This window comes from Nostoc sp. NOS(2021) (assembly GCF_017115025.1).
GTDB lineage: Bacteria > Cyanobacteriota > Cyanobacteriia > Cyanobacteriales > Nostocaceae > Nostoc.
This window is the reverse complement of sequence record NZ_JABXKM010000065.1, coordinates 5,525-24,822: the sequence shown is the minus strand read 5'-3', so window position 1 is coordinate 24,822 and position 19,298 is coordinate 5,525. Positions and strand designations below refer to the sequence as shown.

The following is a 19,298-nucleotide window of genomic DNA, read 5'->3' as shown; positions in this document are numbered from 1 at the left end:
GGGAGGGGGTTGGGGGTGGGGTTCTTGTACCTCACAAGGGCCGAGAACCGCTATATCATGTCTGCTTGATTACTTATAACTGTACACCCATACTGTGTACTAAATTTAGAGTTTTTCTAAAATCCATTTTTTTCCAAAGAGGTGAGTTATGAGTATTTTTAAAGTTGAAGTTGTCAAAATAAACAGCATTAATCCTCATCCCAATGCTGATCGGCTAGATATTGCCTCTATTGAAGATATGGGGTATCAAGTAATTATAGTCAAAGGTAACTTTCACCCTGGAGATTTAGCTTTTTACTTTCCTATTGATAGTGTTATTCCAGAAAACTTTTTAGATAAGTTTGGTATTCGTAACTACTACTCGAAAAAACTGCGTGCTGCCAAACTTCGCGGAATTTTTTCTGAGGGTTTGCTTATTCCCGTTGGTAATAACTTTATGGGAAATGTCGGAGACGACTACACGGAGTATTTTGGTGTAACAAAGTACGAATATCCAATTCCTCAAGGGATGAGTGGGGAAGTAGAGAATTTTATTGGACATTACAAATTCCCCAGTCCAGAAAACCTGAAACGTTACAAAAACATCCTAATTGAAGGTGAAGAAGTTGTTGTAACAGAGAAGTTGCACGGAACTAACTTCACTGTCTTAGTTGATGGTGATGGCACAACTAAAATTGGCAGCCATAATTACTTCTGGAAAAACAGCGAAGTAAACAAAACATTAGTTTATATTCGTGCTTACAACGAAAACGCAGCTTTCCAGAAACTTCCGCCAGGAACTCAGATTTTTGGGGAAATCTACGGCGTACAAGATATCAAATATGGCTTAAATAATGGCAATATTGGAATTGCTATATTTGCTGTGCGTCGCGGCAGTTATTTTCTCAATTACAGCGATTTTGTGGCTTTTTGCGAGGAATTTGCTTTGCCGAGAGTACCTGTGCTTTATATCGGTGCTTACACTTGGGAAGCGGTGTCTCAGTTCAATAATGCCAATAGTGTAGTCAGTCCCAATTGCATCATGGAAGGCGTTGTTGTGCAACCGGTAATTGAGAAAACGCATCCAGAAATAGGTAGAGTAGTCTTAAAGTTGATCAGCGATCGCTATCTGCTCCGTAAGGATGGAACTGAACTCCATTAGGTTCAACTCGACAACCTTAACTGACCCAGGACTTACGCAAACAATAGCTGAAACCCTTATTTTACTGTAAGGGCAATTCATGAATTGCCCCTACCGGGTGTAGTTTTGCGTAAGTCCTATGACCTTTCCAAATCGACTTACGAATTATTCTCTCAAGGTAGCCATCGGGGATGAAATCCGGCTAAAGGCAGTTGTTCTGGTCTAATTTCTACAGTTGCAGCATCAGTGATCGGCAACAGAGGCATTAACCATAGGCTACTGGTAGCGATCGTATCTCCATCATCGGTTTTCAAAGTGTTTGTAGGTAATGATGCTGTCGTGTTTGTCTGCGGTACTACTTGGTCAAATAATAAGCCCAAACCGTCGGCAGATAAACTCATTTGCACATTCCGTTGAGCGGGAGGCAATACTAACAGTGGTTTCTGTTGCCCGGTTTTCAGATCAATTGCCACCACATAAGGCTGTTCTATATATTGTTCTTTGGATACTAACTGTGTTAGCAAACAGTAGAGTGTGGGTGAGGCGATGTCAAATTGGCAGCTGAGAATTGAGCCTGTAGTTTTTAATAGCTGTTTCTGCACACCTTGGTTTGTCACCAAAAATAAATCTCGCGTGTAATCTGTATTAAACTTTACCATCGCCGCTTGAGAGCCATCTTTGGAGAAAGCCTGTACCAAACCAAACTGGGGCAGAAAATCCAAGGGTTTACTGGCATCACCTTGTAGTGGTAAAATCGCTGCTCCCTGTCCTTGAGCAACTGCAACGGCTTTACTATCTGGCGTGATCATAAAGTCTCCCCCCGGTTGGCTTTTTAGGCGTTTGGGGGTGGGTTTTTCTCCTGAAGTGTCGCTGGTTGCTGGCATAAACCATAGTCCAAAGTCGCCAGGATTAGTTTTGTTTCCCCGCTGGATGACAATAGTTTGCCCATCGGGTGATAAGTCAAATTTCAGGTTTTGATAATCCTTACTATCTAAAGTCAGGTCAACTTTGCCTCCTGGCTCTGCTTCTTTTCCAGATTTACCAGAAACGCCTGTTGTGACTGTGTAGAGTTGGGCTGAAAGTAAGTCTTGGTTGTTTGCAGCGCGAGCCGAAAATAAAATTTTCTCCCCATCAGGAAATGACTCAAAGTCGATTACTATCAGGTCTTTGGGGGTAAGTATCCTTTTTTGCTCTTGAGTCAAGTTGTAAAGAACTAACCGTCCCTGTTCTTCTTGATCGGTTCCGATGTAAAGGATGACGCGATCGCGTGTGCGGAAGCTACCAACAAAGGGCTGTATCACCCGATTTTTGCCTTCTTGCTCCGCAAACTTATCTTTGGCTTCCTGTAACTGCACTTTATAATTTGTGCCATAGGGTGCTGGTGTCACCAGTGTATAAACCATCCGCCGCCCTGCCCAACTGAATTTACCTGCTAGGGGTGGCTCGATTTTTAAGTTATCCTCGACGCTTTTGATGACCATTGGGCGGCTGAAAGTGAGAGTGAAGGAGTTATCTTCTGCCCCAATTTGTTGATTTTGCCAGGTAAAGTCCCGGACACGAGCAGTCACCACATCACCTTGCAATATCATCAACCCAATCAGCACACTCAGCAGTAGCATCAGTGCGATCGCTATGCGATCCAGTGGTTGGATAAATGCTTTAGATTTAATCATTTGTCGTTAAGCATTGGGCATTGGGCATTGGGCATTAGGCATTGGGCATTGGTCGTTAGTCATCAACAAAGGACTAATGACAAAGGACAAATGACTAATGACTAATAACTATAAGGATTCTGCGGTTGAGGAATCTTTTTGAGAGAGGTAGCGGCAATGGTAAGTTGGCGTTTACCTGACAAATTTTCTGTAACCATTTGTCCTTCTACTTCCAGCCAGGTATCAGGAGAGTAACGCTCTTGATTATCTTGTAGTTTGACGGGTAATCCCACAGGGTAAGCATCTGCTGCACAGCAAGTTAGGACAAATCGTGCTAAGAACAAATATTCTTTTCCTATATCGGGCGGGTGGATGACAAATCCCTGTACCTTGACTTTTTGCCCTGTATATGTATCTGGCTCTGGATAGACATTGACGGTGCGTACCCAGTCTACAAGCGATCGCTCCTCTGGACGAACAGTAGCCCGAAAAGCTTGGGGTTTGACGCGTGTACTTCCCAATAAATCAGCCGTCACACCCCTTTGGAGTGCTTTGTCACTAGCAAAAACTTGCGGTGTAATGATAAAACCTAGAATCGCTGTAGTCAACAACAAAGCACTGCCCCAACCAGGGGGAAATAAACTAATATGCGGGGTGTTTGACGTCACATCACGGCTACGCCGTTGCCAAAGTTCCTGCATCTTGAAGAAACCAATAATGATCAAGCTGATACCAGTCACGACTACGAACCAAATGTAATTTGGGTGAATCAACAGGTTCAGCTTGTTAGTTAGCCAATATCTCAACATCAAAATGCCCCAAGCTGTAATTGCTATAGCATCCAGCCAAGGGAGTAACAGATTTGGGATTTTAGATTTGGGATTTTTGTTATTCATTGGGCATTAGTCATTGGTCATTGGTCATTAGTCATTAACGAAGGACAAATGACAAATGACAAATAATTTTTTAAAAGACGTGCAAATTCAGGAAAAGGGTGAACAAAAATGTTAATTGTGCTGCTAAAGCAAATAAGTAAAAGATAGTTTTGGGTTTAAAAATGGATAACAGCAAACCAATACCTTTGATGTCAATCATCGGCCCAAACACCAGAAATGCCAGCAATGAACCACTGCTAAAGGTTGAGGCAAAAGATAGAGCAAAGAAAGAATCGACTGTAGAACAAATTGACACCACTACTGCTAATATCAGCATGACCACAATTGAGGTAATTGGCCCAGCACCCAAACTGAGAATTAATTCACGGGGAGCGAGGACTTGAATAGCAGCAGCGATCGCACTTCCTATAACCATGATTCCGCCCAGTTCTCGGAATTCTTGGATGCTATTATCCACAACTAGGCGCAGTTTGTCTGCAAGCGGTTTATTGGAAGTAGAGTTTGAAGTAGGCGGTACGAAATTAGCATCTATCCGCAGAGGTATACCCGCTTTTCCTCCTAAGATATAAGTCCCAGATTGCAAGATATTCGGTACCATTGCTTCCTGTTCTACTTGGTAACGCTTACCACGGCGTTTGGTTTCAGGCGGCGCGGGTGGATTAAACTTCATATAACGAGCGATCGCAGGTTGGACTATGGGATTTAAGTCCTTTTGAAAACTGAAAACATACCCGATAATTGTGGCAATTACTAAGGAAAATACGACTCGTAAGACGACTATTTCTGGCTGATCTCGAAATGCTGTCCAAGTTGACCAAATTACAATTGGGTTAATTGTTGGTGCTGCTAGCAAAAAACCAATTGCGACTGGTGTGGGTACTCCCTGAATTAGGAACCGCCGCGCTACCGGTACATTCCCGCACTCACACACCGGAAATAAAAAGCCGATCATGCTACCAACTAAAGCACCCAGCAGGGGATTTTTGGGCATTTTTTCTACTAATTTGCGCTCATCAACAAAAAACAGCAGCAAACTGGAGAATAAAACCCCAAGAAGCAAAAAAGGCATCGCCTCGACTAGCAGACTTAGAAATAGTGTAAAACCATTGTTCAATTGATTCATGGGCGTCGCAGTCAAAAGCGGTTTTGAGTTTTAGGGTTCTGCCTAGTCATTCATTCTATCGAAATGGGGATCAAAAGCAGTTCGGGATAATTAAACATTATTTAAGTAGCAAGTTGTCCTACCTTGCAAGTAGCGCTTAATCGCTGCAAACCTTTGAGTCAACCGAAATAGTGATTTTTACCTGAGTGGACTTACTGATGACCATTTCTAAGATTGTCTGAGTTCAGAAATTGTTCCGATTCTAGAGGGCAAGTAACTGCATAGATGATTTGAAATTATCTATGTCTATACTTACAGTAATTTGCTGGATAAGATATTAGCTCGGCTGGATTTTCATCAAGTATTCACAGTTATTCAACATTTGGCGTCACCGATAGCGTAGCGTAAAGCCTTCGGCATAGCTTCGCTTAGAGCGAGTCATCGAGCGTCACAGCCCATCGTAGACATCGCTCTTGGTTGCTACCATCATTCATTTTGGCTAGTTCTGGCAAAATTTGATCTAAGCTTTGGTTGATTTTTTACTACAAAAACTCTAAAAAGGCAAGACTAAATTTTAACAAACCCGGTAAATGCTGATAAGCAAGTGGGCAAGAATAAATTAAACTATGTTACACGCTGTAGGGGCAATTCATGAATTGCCCCTACAGCGTGTGATTTTGCGGTGACTTGATTGCTCTTTTCAATCTAAAATCTAAAATTGTGTGACGCGATGCCTACGGCGGTAAACTACGCACTTTTCACCACACGTCATTCAGATTCCCTTCGCTGTTAATTACGTTTTAGTGGAATCCCCCAAATCTTGATTTGTTGATCAAATCCACCACTGGCAAGAATTTTACCATTTGGACTAAAAGCGATCGCGCTTACCCAGTCTGTATGTCCACTCAATGTATTTATTAACTCACCTGTAGTTAAATTCCACAATTTAATCCCATCTCTACCGGCACTAGCAAGGGTTTGTCCATCGGAGTTAATGGCGATCGCATTCACCCAGTTATTATGTCCTATGAGGGTGCGGACTAATTCTCCAGTATTAATATTCCACAGTTTTATGGTGCGATCGCGGCTAGCAGTAACTAATGTTTGTCCATCTGGTGTAAAGATGACACCGCTAACAGCATTAGAATGAGCGACAAATTCACTGATTAATTTACCAGTACTCAAATTCCATAGCTTGATTACACCCTTATTGTCACCACTAGCTAGAGTCTGTCCATCAGGACTAATGGCTAGGGTATAAATCAAATTATCAAAACCTACTAGAGTCCCTAGAGGGCGCTGCTGTAGCAAATCCCACAGACGAATCCCATCCAAACCTCCACTGATTAGAACTTTACTATCAGGAGACACCGCTAAAGATAATACGTTACTGGTATGTCCGACAAAAGAGCGGCTAAATTTTAAATTTTTCAGGCTCCAGAGGTTAATCGTATTGTCATCACTACAGCTAGCGAGGGTTTGCCCATCTGGCGAAATCACTAAAGATTCTACGGCTGTTTTGTGTGCTTTGCTAATATTCCCCAACTTTTTGCCGTTTGCTGGATTCCACAGGCGAATTACACCCTCGTTTTCTGAACCTCCACTCACAAGAATTTTGCTATCTGGACTGAAAGCCAGGGATTTAACGGTTCCGTTATGTCCTCTGAGTGTATAAAGTAGTTGGGCATTAGCAAAGCTGTTGGTAGTTTGGGAGTTTGGCGTTACTTCAATGGCAGCATGAGCTTCATGAATGTAAAACCCTTCCCAGATAGTCACTGGAAGGGCAACAGCTGCCATAAATGCCAGGATAATATACGGCCGCAGAAAATTACCCCCACCTCTTCCCTCACTACTCACTCTTTTTCCTCACTTTTATAGATACAGTTACCCAATCAATTTTGCAGAGTTATTAAGTAATAACTCTGCACATCCTAAAGAGGTGGTTTTTTCTTAGAAACGCTTAACATTGGTAAAGGCGGACTAGAAGAACGAGAGGGCAAATAATGTTGCGCTACAGGCTCCTCTGGTACAGGACGACGCTGCTGGAAACGCCACAACTTAAAGGCTAGCGCTATCCCTGTCGTTCCCAAACCAAAAGCGAACAACGACCAGCTATCATTAAATCCGCCAATCAGGGCATCCATAACGCCCATCGTCATCAATACACTGATTAGTGGCTCTTTTCGGTAGGTTGACTTCAAAAAACGAGGTACTACAGCATTCATCACAGCTTGGTTGGTTCCAGTTCACCTTTTGTGTATATTTACCAAGAATACCTCACCCGCAATTTGCCTTTCTCATCCAAGGCAGACACTAATTATGATTTTCTTTAGTAGGGGAGGAAGTGTACTCATTAATCGCCTTGCATGTACTAGTTGCAAGTCTATGATATTTCAATCACTAATAGGTATTTCGATTCCTCTCTTGCTTACATTCTAGGGCAATAATTTCCGAATAAGTCTAATTAAAGTATCTAGGATAAAGTACTTCACTATCAATTGTTGAAGTCAAAACCAACTGGTTGTTCCAGCTGGTTGAAACTCTTTTAATTATTAGCTTACAACTTTCACCTTGGGCTTGTTTCTGGCACTACTTCAGACCCAGCCATGATAGTACCCCTTGATTGCTTGTATATTCAATCACCAGCATCAAAGCGAAGCCAATCATTGCAGCTCGACCATTCAAGCGTTCAGCATATTCGTTAAAGCCAAACTTCGGCTCCTCTAGTTTAGGTGTAATCGTTGGTTGTGTCATTTTTAAGAAACCTTTTTTCGGCAAACGGGACTTGATATGAGACTTTTGGCAGAAGTCTCTTAAAGTGTGGATAAGCGGTAAAGATTAAAGGAATTGACTCGTTCTTTTCCCTTAACGGTTACTTTACATTTGGTAACTTATGAGCTGATTGCAGTGCTTGAATGCCAAGATGACTTGAGAAATTCCGCAAAAGCTTCCTTGTCGGGAGCTATACAATCGCTCTTTTAATAAATTGTTACTATTCTTTATATATTGTATAAATACTGGGGCAATAGTCAAGGGTAAGAGTTTGGGGCTACTCAGATTAAATTGAGAAACTTAGGACAGAGATTAGCTATCTCTAATACAGCTATCCCCTATATAGAAATAGCAAGCTTGAGATTGGCAGGCTACAGTTAAACAAAAAAATTATCAGAGGCGATATATGGAAATCGGCGTTCCCAAGGAAAATAAGGATCAAGAGTTTCGGGTAGGGTTAAGTCCTTCTAGTGTGCGGGTGCTGCGAGAAAATGGTCATAGCATCTTCGTCGAGACGCAAGCAGGTAATGGTGCTGGATTCTCAGATGACGACTACAGAAGTGCTGGAGCCGAGATTGTCCCCACATCAGAAACGGCTTGGAATCGGGAATTGGTTGTTAAAGTCAAAGAGCCGCTGACATCTGAGTATAAATTTTTGCAGAAAGGGCAGATATTATTTACTTATTTACATTTAGCAGCCGATCGCAAATTGACAGAGCATTTAATTGATTGTGGCACTTGTGCGATCGCCTACGAAACTGTAGAACAACCTGGTGCTAACAGACTACCCTTGCTCACCCCCATGAGCGTGATTGCCGGTCGGCTAGCAGTACAATTTGGGGCGAGATTCTTAGAACGTCAGCAAGGTGGTAGAGGTGTGCTTTTGGGCGGTGTCCCTGGAGTCAAACCTGGCAAAGTAGTAATTTTAGGTGGTGGTGTTGTCGGTACAGAAGCAGCTAAAATTGCTGTGGGCGTGGGTGCGATCGTGCAGATTTTAGATGTGAGTGTCGAGCGCTTATCTTACCTAGAAACCCTCTTTGGCTCTAGAGTCGAATTGCTTTACAGCAACTCAGCCCATATTGAAGCCGCAGTCAAAGAAGCCGATTTGCTCATTGGTGCAGTTTTAGTACTGGGACGTAGGGCACCAATATTAGTATCGCGCGAATTGGTCAAACAAATGCGTCCTGGTTCTGTAATAGTTGATGTTGCTGTTGACCAAGGTGGTTGCATAGAAACCTTACACCCTACATCCCACACAAATCCAGTATACGTTGAAGAGGGTGTGGTGCATTATGGCGTTCCCAATATGCCAGGAGCAGTACCTTGGACAGCAACTCAGGCACTCAATAACAGTACATTACCTTATGTTGTCCAGTTGGCGAATTTGGGAATTATGGCACTGGAGGTTAACCCAGCATTAGCTAAGGGTGTGAATGTGCGGAATCATCACTTAGTCCATCCTGCTGTGCAAGAGGTATTCCCTGATTTGGTAAATTAAGGTGTGCAAGTATTAGGCGATCGCTTATTTTAATAGAGATAGCGATCGGCAATCAGACTAATTTTCTTGCCAAATGCGCGGATGGGTAGGTGTACAAAATGAGAATAAGCAAAAAATGGTTGCATCTCCATCTATATAAGACTTTGAGGGCAATGGTACTTTTAAACCATCCGCGCACCTTATGGGGACTGGTTTTCAGCGATTTACATCTTGTGCTATGACTATTCCCTGTGTTATGATTCAGTGGTTCGCGCAACTGCACCTTGAAAACCAAATACAGCACCGCTTTCAGAAGCCAGCGATTGCAATTCATCCAAATCCCTATTAGGGATTGAAACGGGCATCCTGTGCGATGAGTCGCCGCGACTCACCGAATTGCAATTCATCCAAATCCCTATTAGGGATTGAAACAAAGTAGAACTTTTTTTAATTTTAATCAGTACAATTGCAATTCATCCAAATCCCTATTAGGGATTGAAACGTAGCGATCGCTTCACCCGCACGAACCAACGCACTATTGCAATTCATCCAAATCCCTATTAGGGATTGAAACTATTCGAGATAAACTCCAGGCGCAATAGAATTTTCATTGCAATTCATCCAAATCCCTATTAGGGATTGAAACGCTTTGCTGCCACTATCACAATACGTTGCCACGTTACATTGCAATTCATCCAAATCCCTATTAGGGATTGAAACTACTTACTGGAGTCACAGTCGGGCGGCAAGGAAGCAATTGCAATTCATCCAAATCCCTATTAGGGATTGAAACACCCTCCCGCCGGAGGGTAACTGAGGACTCAGTAAATTGCAATTCATCCAAATCCCTATTAGGGATTGAAACAGGCAAAGCCTTGAGAACAAACTGAACAGCTGAAATTGCAATTCATCCAAATCCCTATTAGGGATTGAAACGGAGCAATAAAAGGTTTTATTGCTTTTTCGTGATTGCAATTCATCCAAATCCCTATTAGGGATTGAAACTGATACATTAGCGCATTCATATTCAATGATTGCAATTGCAATTCATCCAAATCCCTATTAGGGATTGAAACGATCCAATAGAGCATCTATCTCCGATTTTTAATGATTGCAATTCATCCAAATCCCTATTAGGGATTGAAACCTGCTGAATACTTGCACTGCAACGACTGCTGAAGAAATTGCAATTCATCCAAATCCCTATTAGGGATTGAAACTGGTGTAAACGTGGTGGAAACATCTACCACATTGCAATTCATCCAAATCCCTATTAGGGATTGAAACTATGTACAAAGTCTTTGGTCGGGTCAGTGGGAGCGTGGCGATTGCAATTCATCCAAATCCCTATTAGGGATTGAAACGGCTCTCGGAACTGGAGTTTATACTTTGGCAGCAAATTGCAATTCATCCAAATCCCTATTAGGGATTGAAACAGATATATCAGACAACCAAGGAAATTATTTTAGTATTGCAATTCATCCAAATCCCTATTAGGGATTGAAACCATTAATCCGAAAATGGTAACAAGTTTTAACTATCTCTTCAAATTGCAATTCATCCAAATCCCTATTAGGGATTGAAACAAATTTGAGAACAGAGATTGGATAGCGATCGCCTGTTTGAATTGCAATTCATCCAAATCCCTATTAGGGATTGAAACCTTTTCCTGGTGATGGCTGGCAACCATTACCAATATTGCAATTCATCCAAATCCCTATTAGGGATTGAAACTTAATGACTTAGAAGATCAGATGAGAGGAGTTGAAAATTGCAATTCATCCAAATCCCTATTAGGGATTGAAACATTTACTTTTGGGAATTATGAACGAAGATGAAGATTGCAATTCATCCAAATCCCTATTAGGGATTGAAACGTATAAGACAAGTGTTATTTAACTTAGATACCGATTGCAATTCATCCAAATCCCTATTAGGGATTGAAACTTGCCATTGGAATTCACCCTGCTTATGCTGATAATTGCAATTCATCCAAATCCCTATTAGGGATTGAAACCCCAGCAATAAACTGGTAGCAGCGCCGCTAATTAATAATTGCAATTCACCAAAATCCCTATTAGTTTTTTCCTGACTAAGCCAGTAACGCATCCGCTCGTGTCTACCTTTAAAATCTGGATGTCTAGCTATTGAGTTACTCCAATCTGCAATAATCCAAGCTTCGAGTTCAGAAGCAGCAATGCCCATTGGTGTCAACTTAAGCCCAAACTGATTTAAAATCTCGTTTCCAGCCTCTGGCTGGAAATGTAGCTCCTGGTGGCTCTGCCGCAAGTTACGGAGGCGGAGCCTCAATGAGGGGCATTCCCAGTCGGAGACTGGGAACGAGATAACGAGATAATCTGCTAAAAGCTGGTTCTAGGCTGGTTTTCACCTTAAGTTGACACCAATGGGCACTGCCGTGCCCCTACACCCCTTGATAAATGTTGTACCGCATCTGAATGGGAAACGCTATATCACCCCAAGCTAGTGGTAAAATCAATTTTTTAAAGCATTACTAAACTACCTTGCGCTTCTTCTTCTAGTTCATAACCATTAGCCAGTTTTTCTATTGCTTGGTCAATCATTGCCAAACCCTGATCTACCTTTTCAACTAAACTTAGCTGTCCTCGGAGTTCGGCAGCACCAACGAAACCTTTAGCATACCAAGTCATGTGCTTGCGGGCTTGACGTACACCGCGATCGCCTTTATATTCCCACAAGGCTTGTAAATGATCTCTTGCACATTCCAAACGCCCAATTGGGGTTGGTGGCGGTAATATCTCGCCAGTTTTCAGGAAGTGATCAATTTCTCCCACCAAAAACGGATAACCCAAAGTTCCACGGGAACACATTACACCATCAGCGCCAGTTTGTTCTAAACATCTCACTGCCGCTTCAACAGAGAAAATATCTCCATTCCCAATCACTGGAATAGAAAGCACTTCTTTCACACGCGTAATCCATTCCCAACGGGCATTGCCGTTGTACCCTTGGGCGCGGGTGCGTCCGTGTACTGTGATCATTTTTGCCCCTGCATCTTCCATCCGCTTGGCAAAGTCGAGAATGGTAATTTCGTTGTCATTCCAGCCAATACGGGTTTTTACTGTCACAGGCACATCAACAGCTTTCACGACTTCCCGCACAATTGCTTCTGCTATTTCTGGTTGCCGCAACAACGAAGAACCGCCACCATTTTTAGTGATTTTATTTACCGGACAACCCATATTAATATCAACAGTATCAGCACCTTCGGCAACTGCCTTTATTGCTGCTTCTGCCAGGAAATCGGGACGACAATCAAATAGTTGAACGCTAATTGGGCGTTCATTGGGGTCTACCTCCATGATTTTGGGTAACTGTTTGACATAATGCAACCCCGTAGCATTCACCATTTCGGTATACATCATCGAATCTGGGGCATAGCGACGCACGAGACGGCGAAACACTAAATCCGTCACCCCAGATAGAGGCGACTGGAGAACCCGACTTTTAACCTCGAAGGAGCCAATTTTTAAGGGTTGGGACAGTCTAGCTTGAAGAATGGGAGAGAGCGAAATCATAGAAAAAATTAAAAATTGTGCAAATGGAAAATAGCAGGAATATTTAGGGGTATCTGTGAGAAACGATAATTGTAGGTTAAATATTCTGACTTGGAGGCTGTTTTTGCATTTCTTGCTGAACCTCCTCTAAACTCAAACCTAGCTCTTTCGCTGTTTCTTCAAAACTCAATCCCAATTTCAATAACAAAGGTATCATTCTAAACTTTTCTTCACGCGCTCCTTCCTGCTTACCTTCTTCCTTACCTTCTTGCTTACCTTCTTGCTTGGCTTCTTGATAAACTCGTGTCTGCTGCAAATCACTTAACCCAAACATACTTTCAATCTCCTTTCGATTCATAGTTGGAAACTTGTAAACCAAAATCGTCTCTATTAATTCTAGTAACTGCTGCCGTTGTGGTTCAGTGTTGATTTCTTGCTGGGTTCTGTCTATTAACTGCCTAGCAGCGATAATTGCTGTATCCTCTTCATCGACCACTAATTTAATCGTAGCAATTCCAACTGGCAGCGATGCAGTTTCACCTAATTCATCAAGATAAATGCGACTTACACGCTGGCTAGTGAAAAATTCACTGTAATTCTTGATATCTGCTGTATCTAGACTGCGATTGGGATAAATAACTACTCCCCGCCAAGAATTTTTAGGTTTATTTTGACGTAAGTATAAATAAATTTCTGAAAATAGGCGTGAATAAATTTCTGTGTCGGTTTGAAACTGCACTTCAACAAAGTAAATCGGATTTTCTTCCCCTTCTGTTGGGAGAAAAACACCATCTATACGAAATGCAGTTTGCTTAATTTCAATTGAGGAGAATTTATAAGCCTCTGCGGTTTCGGGTGAGTTGCCAATTAATTCAAAAAAGATGCCAGGAAATTCTTGAAAAAGGCGATAAAAAATGCTGTCAGTTTTCACGCTTGATGTATTTGCTGAAAGTTGCCCCGTTACTATTTTACCGTGAAATACTACTGATAAAAATTAGTAAGCCGACGGCAAATCAGCAGTCGGCCTAGCAAATTCATAATGTTTAGTTGCAATTTAGCCGTGAGTTGCACCTTGAGGGGGACGCGAGACAACTTTTTTGGCTAAACCTAAAGTCTGCAAAACTAGGATGCTCCACCAAGTAACATCAATTTCCCACCAAGACAACCCAGATTTCGCCATGTGGGGATAAGTATGATGGTTATTGTGCCATCCTTCTCCATAGGTGACGATGGATACCCACCAAAGATTACGAGCGCCATCATTGGCATCAAAGGTGCGATAACCCCACAGGTGTGATGCTGAGTTCACAAACCAGGTTGAGTGCCAAAGCAAGACACACCTGACAAACACTCCGTAAATCACAAAAGACCATCCTCCTAAGGCATATAGCAGCAAACCGAAGGGTATTTGCAACAGCAAGAAGTAGCGATCCAACCAGCAATAAAATGGTTGTCTTGCTAGGTCAGGGGCATATTTTTTATAGGTTTCGTAATCAAAAAATTCTGGACGCGGGTAGAAAATCCACAGTATATGACTCCACCAAAATCCTCTTTGGGCAGAGTAGGGATCTAGGTCAATATCTTCCGTGTGGGCGTGATGCTGGCGGTGTCCACCTACCCAAAATATTGGCCCGCCTTGCAAAGCCAGCGCTCCAATCAGGGCGATCGCATACTCTAACCACTTGGGAACTTGGAAACTCCGATGGCTCAGTAGTCGATGATATCCCAGGCAAATACCAATACTCCCGAATAACCAGTGGAGAAACACTAATAAACCTAATGCTGACCAGGAAAAAAACCAAGGAGCCAGAAGTGCTAAGGCATGAAATGCAGCAAAAAATACTACATTTGTCCAACTGAGTCGAGGTGAGTTGCCTCTCTCAGGGGCGATCGCCCCAAAATTTGCGGTCATAAAAATTCCTGTTGATGGATGATAAAGCGATTTACTTTTTATCGGGCATAATCCCATAAGGATTTACCCGCCCTGTACACCAGTTTGTTACAGTGAGCCAGCGCGGTCTTCTCCCTTTGAAAGAAGGGGAACCACTGCGGGGACAGGGGTTTCCCCCATGAGCAAGTGGCGTTAGCGACTGTGCGTAGCATCACCCGTAGGGTAGAATAAAGCAAGTACCACTTACATTTGCTATGCTAGCAGAACTCTAATCTTCCTGCAAGTGCCACTTGCATTTTTCTATGTCGTCTCAACTCATTTCCACTCGTCAACGCCTGATTCAAGCTGCACTTGAGTTGTTTTCTGCTCAGGGAGTCAGTGCCACCACAACCCGCCAAATTGCTGAAAAAGCCGAAGTCAACGAAGTGACTCTATTTCGGAATTTTGGTAATAAGCATGGACTGCTTTTGGCTGTGCTGGAAGAGTCCGCAGCCTTCAAGGATTTAGGTGAGTCGCTGGTGCGGCGGGCTACGCCTCCCGGCAATGTCTACCAAGCTCTTAAAGATTATGCAAGTGATAGCTTACATGCATTAGAACGAGTGCCAGAGTTTGTCCGGTCTGTGGTAGGTGAAGCCGACCAATTCCCGGCAGAAAATCGCCGCGCACTAGGCAGGGGAGTAACAGAGGCAAACCGTTATGTAGCTCAGTATTTAGCTACTGTAATCCAGCAGGGACACTTAAATACCTATTTACCCGCAGAAAAATTAGCCAGTTTGCTGAATGGGATGATCTTGGGATATGCCGTAATTGAGTTCACCAGCGAATTTCACGAACTTTGGGAGGATCGGGATGATTTTCTGGAAAATTTGGTGGAGTTGTTTTTACATGGAGCGATGTCATCCTCGGAGGAATCAGCAACAAACTGCTTACAAGGAGGGTTCATTACCACAGAAGTAGCTGATTTACCAGCTAGTTTAGTTCACGAAATTCTGCAACAAGCCAGGAAATTGGGAATCCGAGATTATGCCTTGGCTTATGTGTTATTTGGGGCTGGGTTATCGGCCACAGAAATAATTAGCTTGGAGCGATCGCACCAAATCTATGATACTCAAGGGCACTTTTTGCAAATCACAATCCCAGGATTTGTCCGTCAAGTACCTGTGAATCAGTGGATTTTGAGCAAACGCTATGGCTCTTTCACCAATAATCCCTTAATCAAATGGTTGAAAAGCCGTAAAGATGCTCAAACAGCCATGTTTTTGAATGAAACAGGCAAACCGCTCTCAGAATCAGAGCTTCAGACACGTTGGCAAACATGGAGTGAGGGACTGTTAACTCCCCAAGGACAAAGGCCATCTGTCGCTCAGGCACAACAAACCTGGCGCGTAGAAATGTTGATGCGGGGGATAAGCTTGGAAAACTTGACTATTTTAACAGGTTGCGATCGCGCCCAATTACAACCCTATGCCCGCCGAGCCAAAGAAAAAGCCGCCCTAGAACAAGCCACCCGTTTGGATCATAAGCCGGGATAGGGAATGGGGAGATTACTTATCAGTGAACATTAAACATTAGGGTAAAACAACAGAGGTTTCTTTACCATTGTTGTTTGCACCATTCAAGATTGTAGTTGTACTTTCAGATGGGGATTGAGTGTTGCTCGAACGGCGTGATAATTTTTTGCGTGGCTTGCCTCCCGCCTGGATATATTGCAAACTGTCTTTGCCATAATGGGTTACCACACTCATTAACATCTTTTCAGAGTAGCCGCGCAATTCTTCTTCAATTAGAGAGAGGCGACCTGCCATTTCATCTATATTAGAAAGTGAAGTGTTGTAGGTAGATAGCTCGGTTTGCAAGGTTTGGATGCGGCTGTCGTAGTCTGTCAAATTTAATCCGTTGCCAAATTCTAGCGTAGAGCTAATTGATCGCATTCCTGCAATTCGACGGAGAGCCTTTTCGAGAGTGGGTGAACTGCGTTTTAGTCGTGCCATAAAATGCCCTCCTGAAGGAAGTTATAGGATTACTGTATGTACTCTAGCCAATGCAACCCTAAACTTCTCTGAGAAATAACTCGGAAAAATTAAAGCAAATTAAGATCGACCTAATTATTTTTAGTAGATTGTACTGAAAGATTTATTAAAAAAGTTACACTTGACCAGCAGCAGATACCTCAAAGTCATGTTGAAGTACTTTGAAATCGTATTGAAGTACTTCCAAGTCATGTTGAGGTACTTTCAAATCGTGTTGGAGTACTTCTAAGTCATGTTGAGGTACTTTCAAATCGTGTTGGAGTACTTCCAATTCATGTTGAGGTACTTTGAAATCGTGTCGGAGTACTTCTAAGTCATGTTGAGGTACTTTGAAATCGTGTTGGAGTATTAGATGATGGGTTTTCTTAGCTCAACCTAAGTTATGGTGAAGGCGATCGCGCTCAAAAGTATCATAAATATAATTCAACTATAGGACTCCCCTTGGAAAGGCTACGGTGTACACATAAGTTATCCAATCATTAGCAGTCCTCGAATTACCCCACCCTAACCCTCCCCTTATAAAGGGGAGGGAACCAAATTTCTGATTTCCCCCCTTTATAAGGGGGGATTAAGGGGGGTAAGGATGTACCGAAGGTGTAATGCGGCACTACCCTGTTTACCCCTTTAAGACTCGTAATTTTATAAATACCTAAAAATCCGAAAAGTTGTACAGTAAGTTTGTATATATGACTATTAATACTAAATCTAAGTGCAAGCTGATGGTAGAACCTCTAACGGCAGCAGTAATTGTCTCTTTATTTTTCTCAGAGGCAATTAAAGAAGGTGGAAAAGCTTTAGGTAAAGGTGCGACTGATACATTTACGCTTCTAATAAATACCATCCGTGAAAAGTTTAAAGCAGAGGGAACAGATGGGTTGTTGACTCGCGCACAAAATCAACCTACGGAAGTGAATAAGACAAAGCTACAAGATGAACTGCAAACCCAAATCGATACTGATGAAGCGTTTGCTCAGAAACTTAAGGAACTAGTCGAGCAGCTACAAGCACAAGATGAAAGTATACGTCAGGTAGTTCTGAGTGAGATTGAATTAACTGGTGATTTGAAAGCCAAAGACATCAGCCAGAAAGCCGCGCGGGATGGTTCGGTTGAGCAGGAAATGCTCAAAGGGGTGAAAGCTACAAACATTGATGTAGGCAACTTAAATCAAGAAGCCTGAAATCATGACTAATCATTCAGACTCTCAAGTTCCCAGACAAGAAATTTTTAAGGATGTCCAGGCTAATGGCAATATTACAGTCGGAAATATTACCCAGATTTACAAAACCGTAAACAATTTGGGTGAGCTTCCTAAACCAACAGGTTTCCCCCAAAATATTCCTGCTAGCAACACAGATAAATTTGTCGGACGAGAAAGAGAATTAGAACGCCTCTACCAACAGCTACAAAGCAATCATTCGGTGGTAATTGCTGCTGTTGAAGGTATGGGGGGAGTTGGTAAAACCGAATTAGCAATCCAGTATTCATTGCTACATTTACAGTTGGACAATTACCCTGGCGGTATCTGCTGGTTAAGAGCCAGAGAGTCAGATATTGGGCTACAAATATTACAATTTGCTACAACAGACTTGGGCTTGCACCCACCAGAGGATTTGGAGTTACCAGAACAAGTACGTTGGTGTTGGCAACATTGGCGACAGGGGGAGACGCTAATAGTTTTCGATGATGTTACAAATTACAGTCACGTTAAACCGTATCTACCACCCCAACCATCCCAGTTCAAAGTACTAATTACTACACGCCTCAAATTAGATTTAGCTGGTTCTTTGTCTTTGTCAGTTTTATCAGAGACAGACGCACTCTTATTACTAGCTCAATTGATTGGAGAAGAAAAGCAAAACCAAGAATTAGCACTTGCTAAAGAACTTTGTCAGCGTTTGGGCTATTTGCCTCTAGCTTTGCAATTAGTTGGCAGGTATGTAAAGAAACGCAACATAACTTTAGCTGATATGCTAAAACGGTTGGAGGAAAAAGGCTTAGGACATCCTTCGTTAGTCGTGAAGGAAAATGACCCCACTTGGACTTTAAACGTAAAAAATGGAGTAGCGGCGGCTTTTGAGTTGAGTTGGTCAGAATTAAGTGATGATGCCCAACAATTAGGATGTTTACTAAGTTTATTTGCTTTGGCTCCAATTCCTTGGTCGTTGGTGGAAGGTGCTGCAACAGAGCAAGATTCTGAAGAATTAGAAGATGCCAGAGTTGAATTAGAAAATTTGCACCTTTTACAGGGTGGAGATACTTATCAATTACATCAACTAATTCAAGAATTTCTGAGAAATAAGCAAAATAATTTAGTTAATGCGAAGGAACAAAAAGATAACTTTTGTAAAGTTTTCGTAGAAGTAGCACAGAGTATTCCCTTTTCACCAACTCTACAGTTAATTACAAGTGTCAAAGATGCGATCGCACATTTAGCAGAGATAGCACAAAATCTGACTGATGCAGTCAGTGATGAAAATTTAATTTGGGTTTTTATTGGATTAGATAGATTTTATTCTGGACAGGGATTATATGCGATCGCAGAACCCTGGTGTCAGCAATGTGTATCAGTAGTACAAACCCGCTTGGGCGAAGAGCATCCCGATGTCGCCACCAGTTACAACAACCTGGCTTTTCTCTACAATTCCCAAGGACGGTACAGCGAAGCGGAACCACTGTATAAAAAAGCATTAGAACTCTGCCAACGGCTGCTGGGAGAAAAGCATCCCGATGTCGCCACCAGTTACAACAACCTGGCTTTTCTCTACAATTCCCAAGGACGGTACAGCGAAGCGGAACCACTGTATAAAAAAGCATTAGAACT

General features: G+C 42.4%; 16 protein-coding genes and 1 CRISPR repeat array. Of the genes, 5 read left to right on the top strand and 11 right to left on the bottom strand.

The features are described from left to right. The first annotated feature begins 148 nt into the window (after positions 1-148). Positions 149-1,141, top strand: a complete 993-nt coding sequence (locus HWQ41_RS07845; RefSeq protein ID WP_292761239.1) for an RNA ligase (ATP) — start codon at positions 149-151, stop codon at positions 1,139-1,141. Between the two features lie 152 nt (positions 1,142-1,293). Here HWQ41_RS07845 and HWQ41_RS07840 read toward each other — a convergent pair whose 3' ends face one another. The 6 genes from HWQ41_RS07840 to HWQ41_RS07815 all read right to left on the bottom strand — a co-directional run bounded on the left by HWQ41_RS07840 (position 1,294) and on the right by HWQ41_RS07815 (position 7,524). Then, a complete protein-coding gene (locus HWQ41_RS07840) occupies positions 1,294-2,793 on the bottom strand; it encodes a hypothetical protein (RefSeq protein WP_292761237.1) in 1,500 nt (499 codons plus the stop codon). 101 nt (positions 2,794-2,894) lie between these two features. Continuing rightward, positions 2,895-3,668, bottom strand: a complete 774-nt coding sequence (locus HWQ41_RS07835) for a TIGR03943 family protein (protein WP_292761235.1) — start codon at positions 3,666-3,668, stop codon at positions 2,895-2,897. Positions 3,669-3,738: 70 nt separating this feature from the next. Next, a complete protein-coding gene (locus tag HWQ41_RS07830; protein WP_292761241.1) occupies positions 3,739-4,791 on the bottom strand; it encodes a permease in 1,053 nt (350 codons plus the stop codon). Positions 4,792-5,559: 768 nt separating this feature from the next. After that, complete coding sequence (locus HWQ41_RS07825; protein WP_292761234.1) at positions 5,560-6,627, bottom strand: WD40 repeat domain-containing protein; 1,068 nt, start codon at positions 6,625-6,627, stop codon at positions 5,560-5,562. 74 nt (positions 6,628-6,701) lie between these two features. Continuing rightward, entirely contained in the window at positions 6,702-6,995 is a 294-nt protein-coding gene (locus HWQ41_RS07820; RefSeq protein ID WP_292761232.1) for a hypothetical protein, read from the bottom strand. A gap of 364 nt (positions 6,996-7,359) precedes the next feature. Further along, positions 7,360-7,524: a chlorophyll a/b-binding protein gene (locus HWQ41_RS07815; RefSeq protein WP_292761231.1), complete on the bottom strand. Its 165-nt coding sequence runs from the start codon at positions 7,522-7,524 to the stop codon at positions 7,360-7,362. Positions 7,525-7,948: 424 nt separating this feature from the next. Between HWQ41_RS07815 and ald the strand changes: the two genes are divergently transcribed. Continuing rightward, complete coding sequence (gene ald / locus HWQ41_RS07810) at positions 7,949-9,040, top strand: alanine dehydrogenase (protein WP_292761229.1); 1,092 nt, start codon at positions 7,949-7,951, stop codon at positions 9,038-9,040. A 301-nt stretch (positions 9,041-9,341) separates the two neighbouring features. Then, positions 9,342-11,110: direct repeats of the CRISPR family, unit length 37 nt; unit sequence ATTGCAATTCATCCAAATCCCTATTAGGGATTGAAAC. 410 nt (positions 11,111-11,520) lie between these two features. On the opposite strand, the gene dusB is transcribed toward ald, so the two are convergent. The 3 genes from dusB to HWQ41_RS07795 all read right to left on the bottom strand — a co-directional run bounded on the left by dusB (position 11,521) and on the right by HWQ41_RS07795 (position 14,467). Further along, positions 11,521-12,576, bottom strand: a complete 1,056-nt coding sequence (gene dusB, locus HWQ41_RS07805) for a tRNA dihydrouridine synthase DusB (RefSeq protein WP_292761226.1) — start codon at positions 12,574-12,576, stop codon at positions 11,521-11,523. A gap of 76 nt (positions 12,577-12,652) precedes the next feature. Then, positions 12,653-13,486 (bottom strand): Rpn family recombination-promoting nuclease/putative transposase, encoded by an 834-nt coding sequence (locus tag HWQ41_RS07800; RefSeq protein WP_292761224.1) that lies wholly within the window; start codon positions 13,484-13,486, stop codon positions 12,653-12,655. Positions 13,487-13,609: 123 nt separating this feature from the next. Continuing rightward, positions 13,610-14,467, bottom strand: a complete 858-nt coding sequence (locus HWQ41_RS07795) for a fatty acid desaturase (protein WP_292761222.1) — start codon at positions 14,465-14,467, stop codon at positions 13,610-13,612. Between the two features lie 281 nt (positions 14,468-14,748). Here HWQ41_RS07795 and HWQ41_RS07790 point away from each other — a divergent pair, with 281 nt between their 5' ends. Beyond that, positions 14,749-15,978, top strand: a complete 1,230-nt coding sequence (locus HWQ41_RS07790) for a TetR family transcriptional regulator (RefSeq protein WP_292761221.1) — start codon at positions 14,749-14,751, stop codon at positions 15,976-15,978. Positions 15,979-16,014: 36 nt separating this feature from the next. Here the strand turns inward: HWQ41_RS07790 and HWQ41_RS07785 are convergent, their stop codons facing one another. After that, a complete protein-coding gene (locus HWQ41_RS07785) occupies positions 16,015-16,437 on the bottom strand; it encodes a hypothetical protein (RefSeq protein WP_292761218.1) in 423 nt (140 codons plus the stop codon). A 154-nt stretch (positions 16,438-16,591) separates the two neighbouring features. Beyond that, positions 16,592-16,726 carry a hypothetical protein gene (locus HWQ41_RS07780; protein WP_292761216.1) on the bottom strand — a complete coding sequence of 45 codons (135 nt, stop codon included), beginning with the start codon at positions 16,724-16,726 and terminating at the stop codon, positions 16,592-16,594. Positions 16,727-17,162: 436 nt separating this feature from the next. On the opposite strand from HWQ41_RS07780, the gene HWQ41_RS07775 reads away from it, so the two are divergent. Both HWQ41_RS07775 and HWQ41_RS07770 read left to right on the top strand, forming a co-directional pair. Then, the gene (locus tag HWQ41_RS07775) at positions 17,163-17,654 is read left to right on the top strand and encodes a hypothetical protein (RefSeq protein WP_292761214.1); all 492 of its coding nucleotides are present in this window, start codon (positions 17,163-17,165) and stop codon (positions 17,652-17,654) included. Positions 17,655-17,658: 4 nt separating this feature from the next. Beyond that, positions 17,659-19,298: tetratricopeptide repeat protein (locus HWQ41_RS07770; RefSeq protein WP_292761212.1), on the top strand; the 1,640-nt coding region annotated here is incomplete at its 3' end.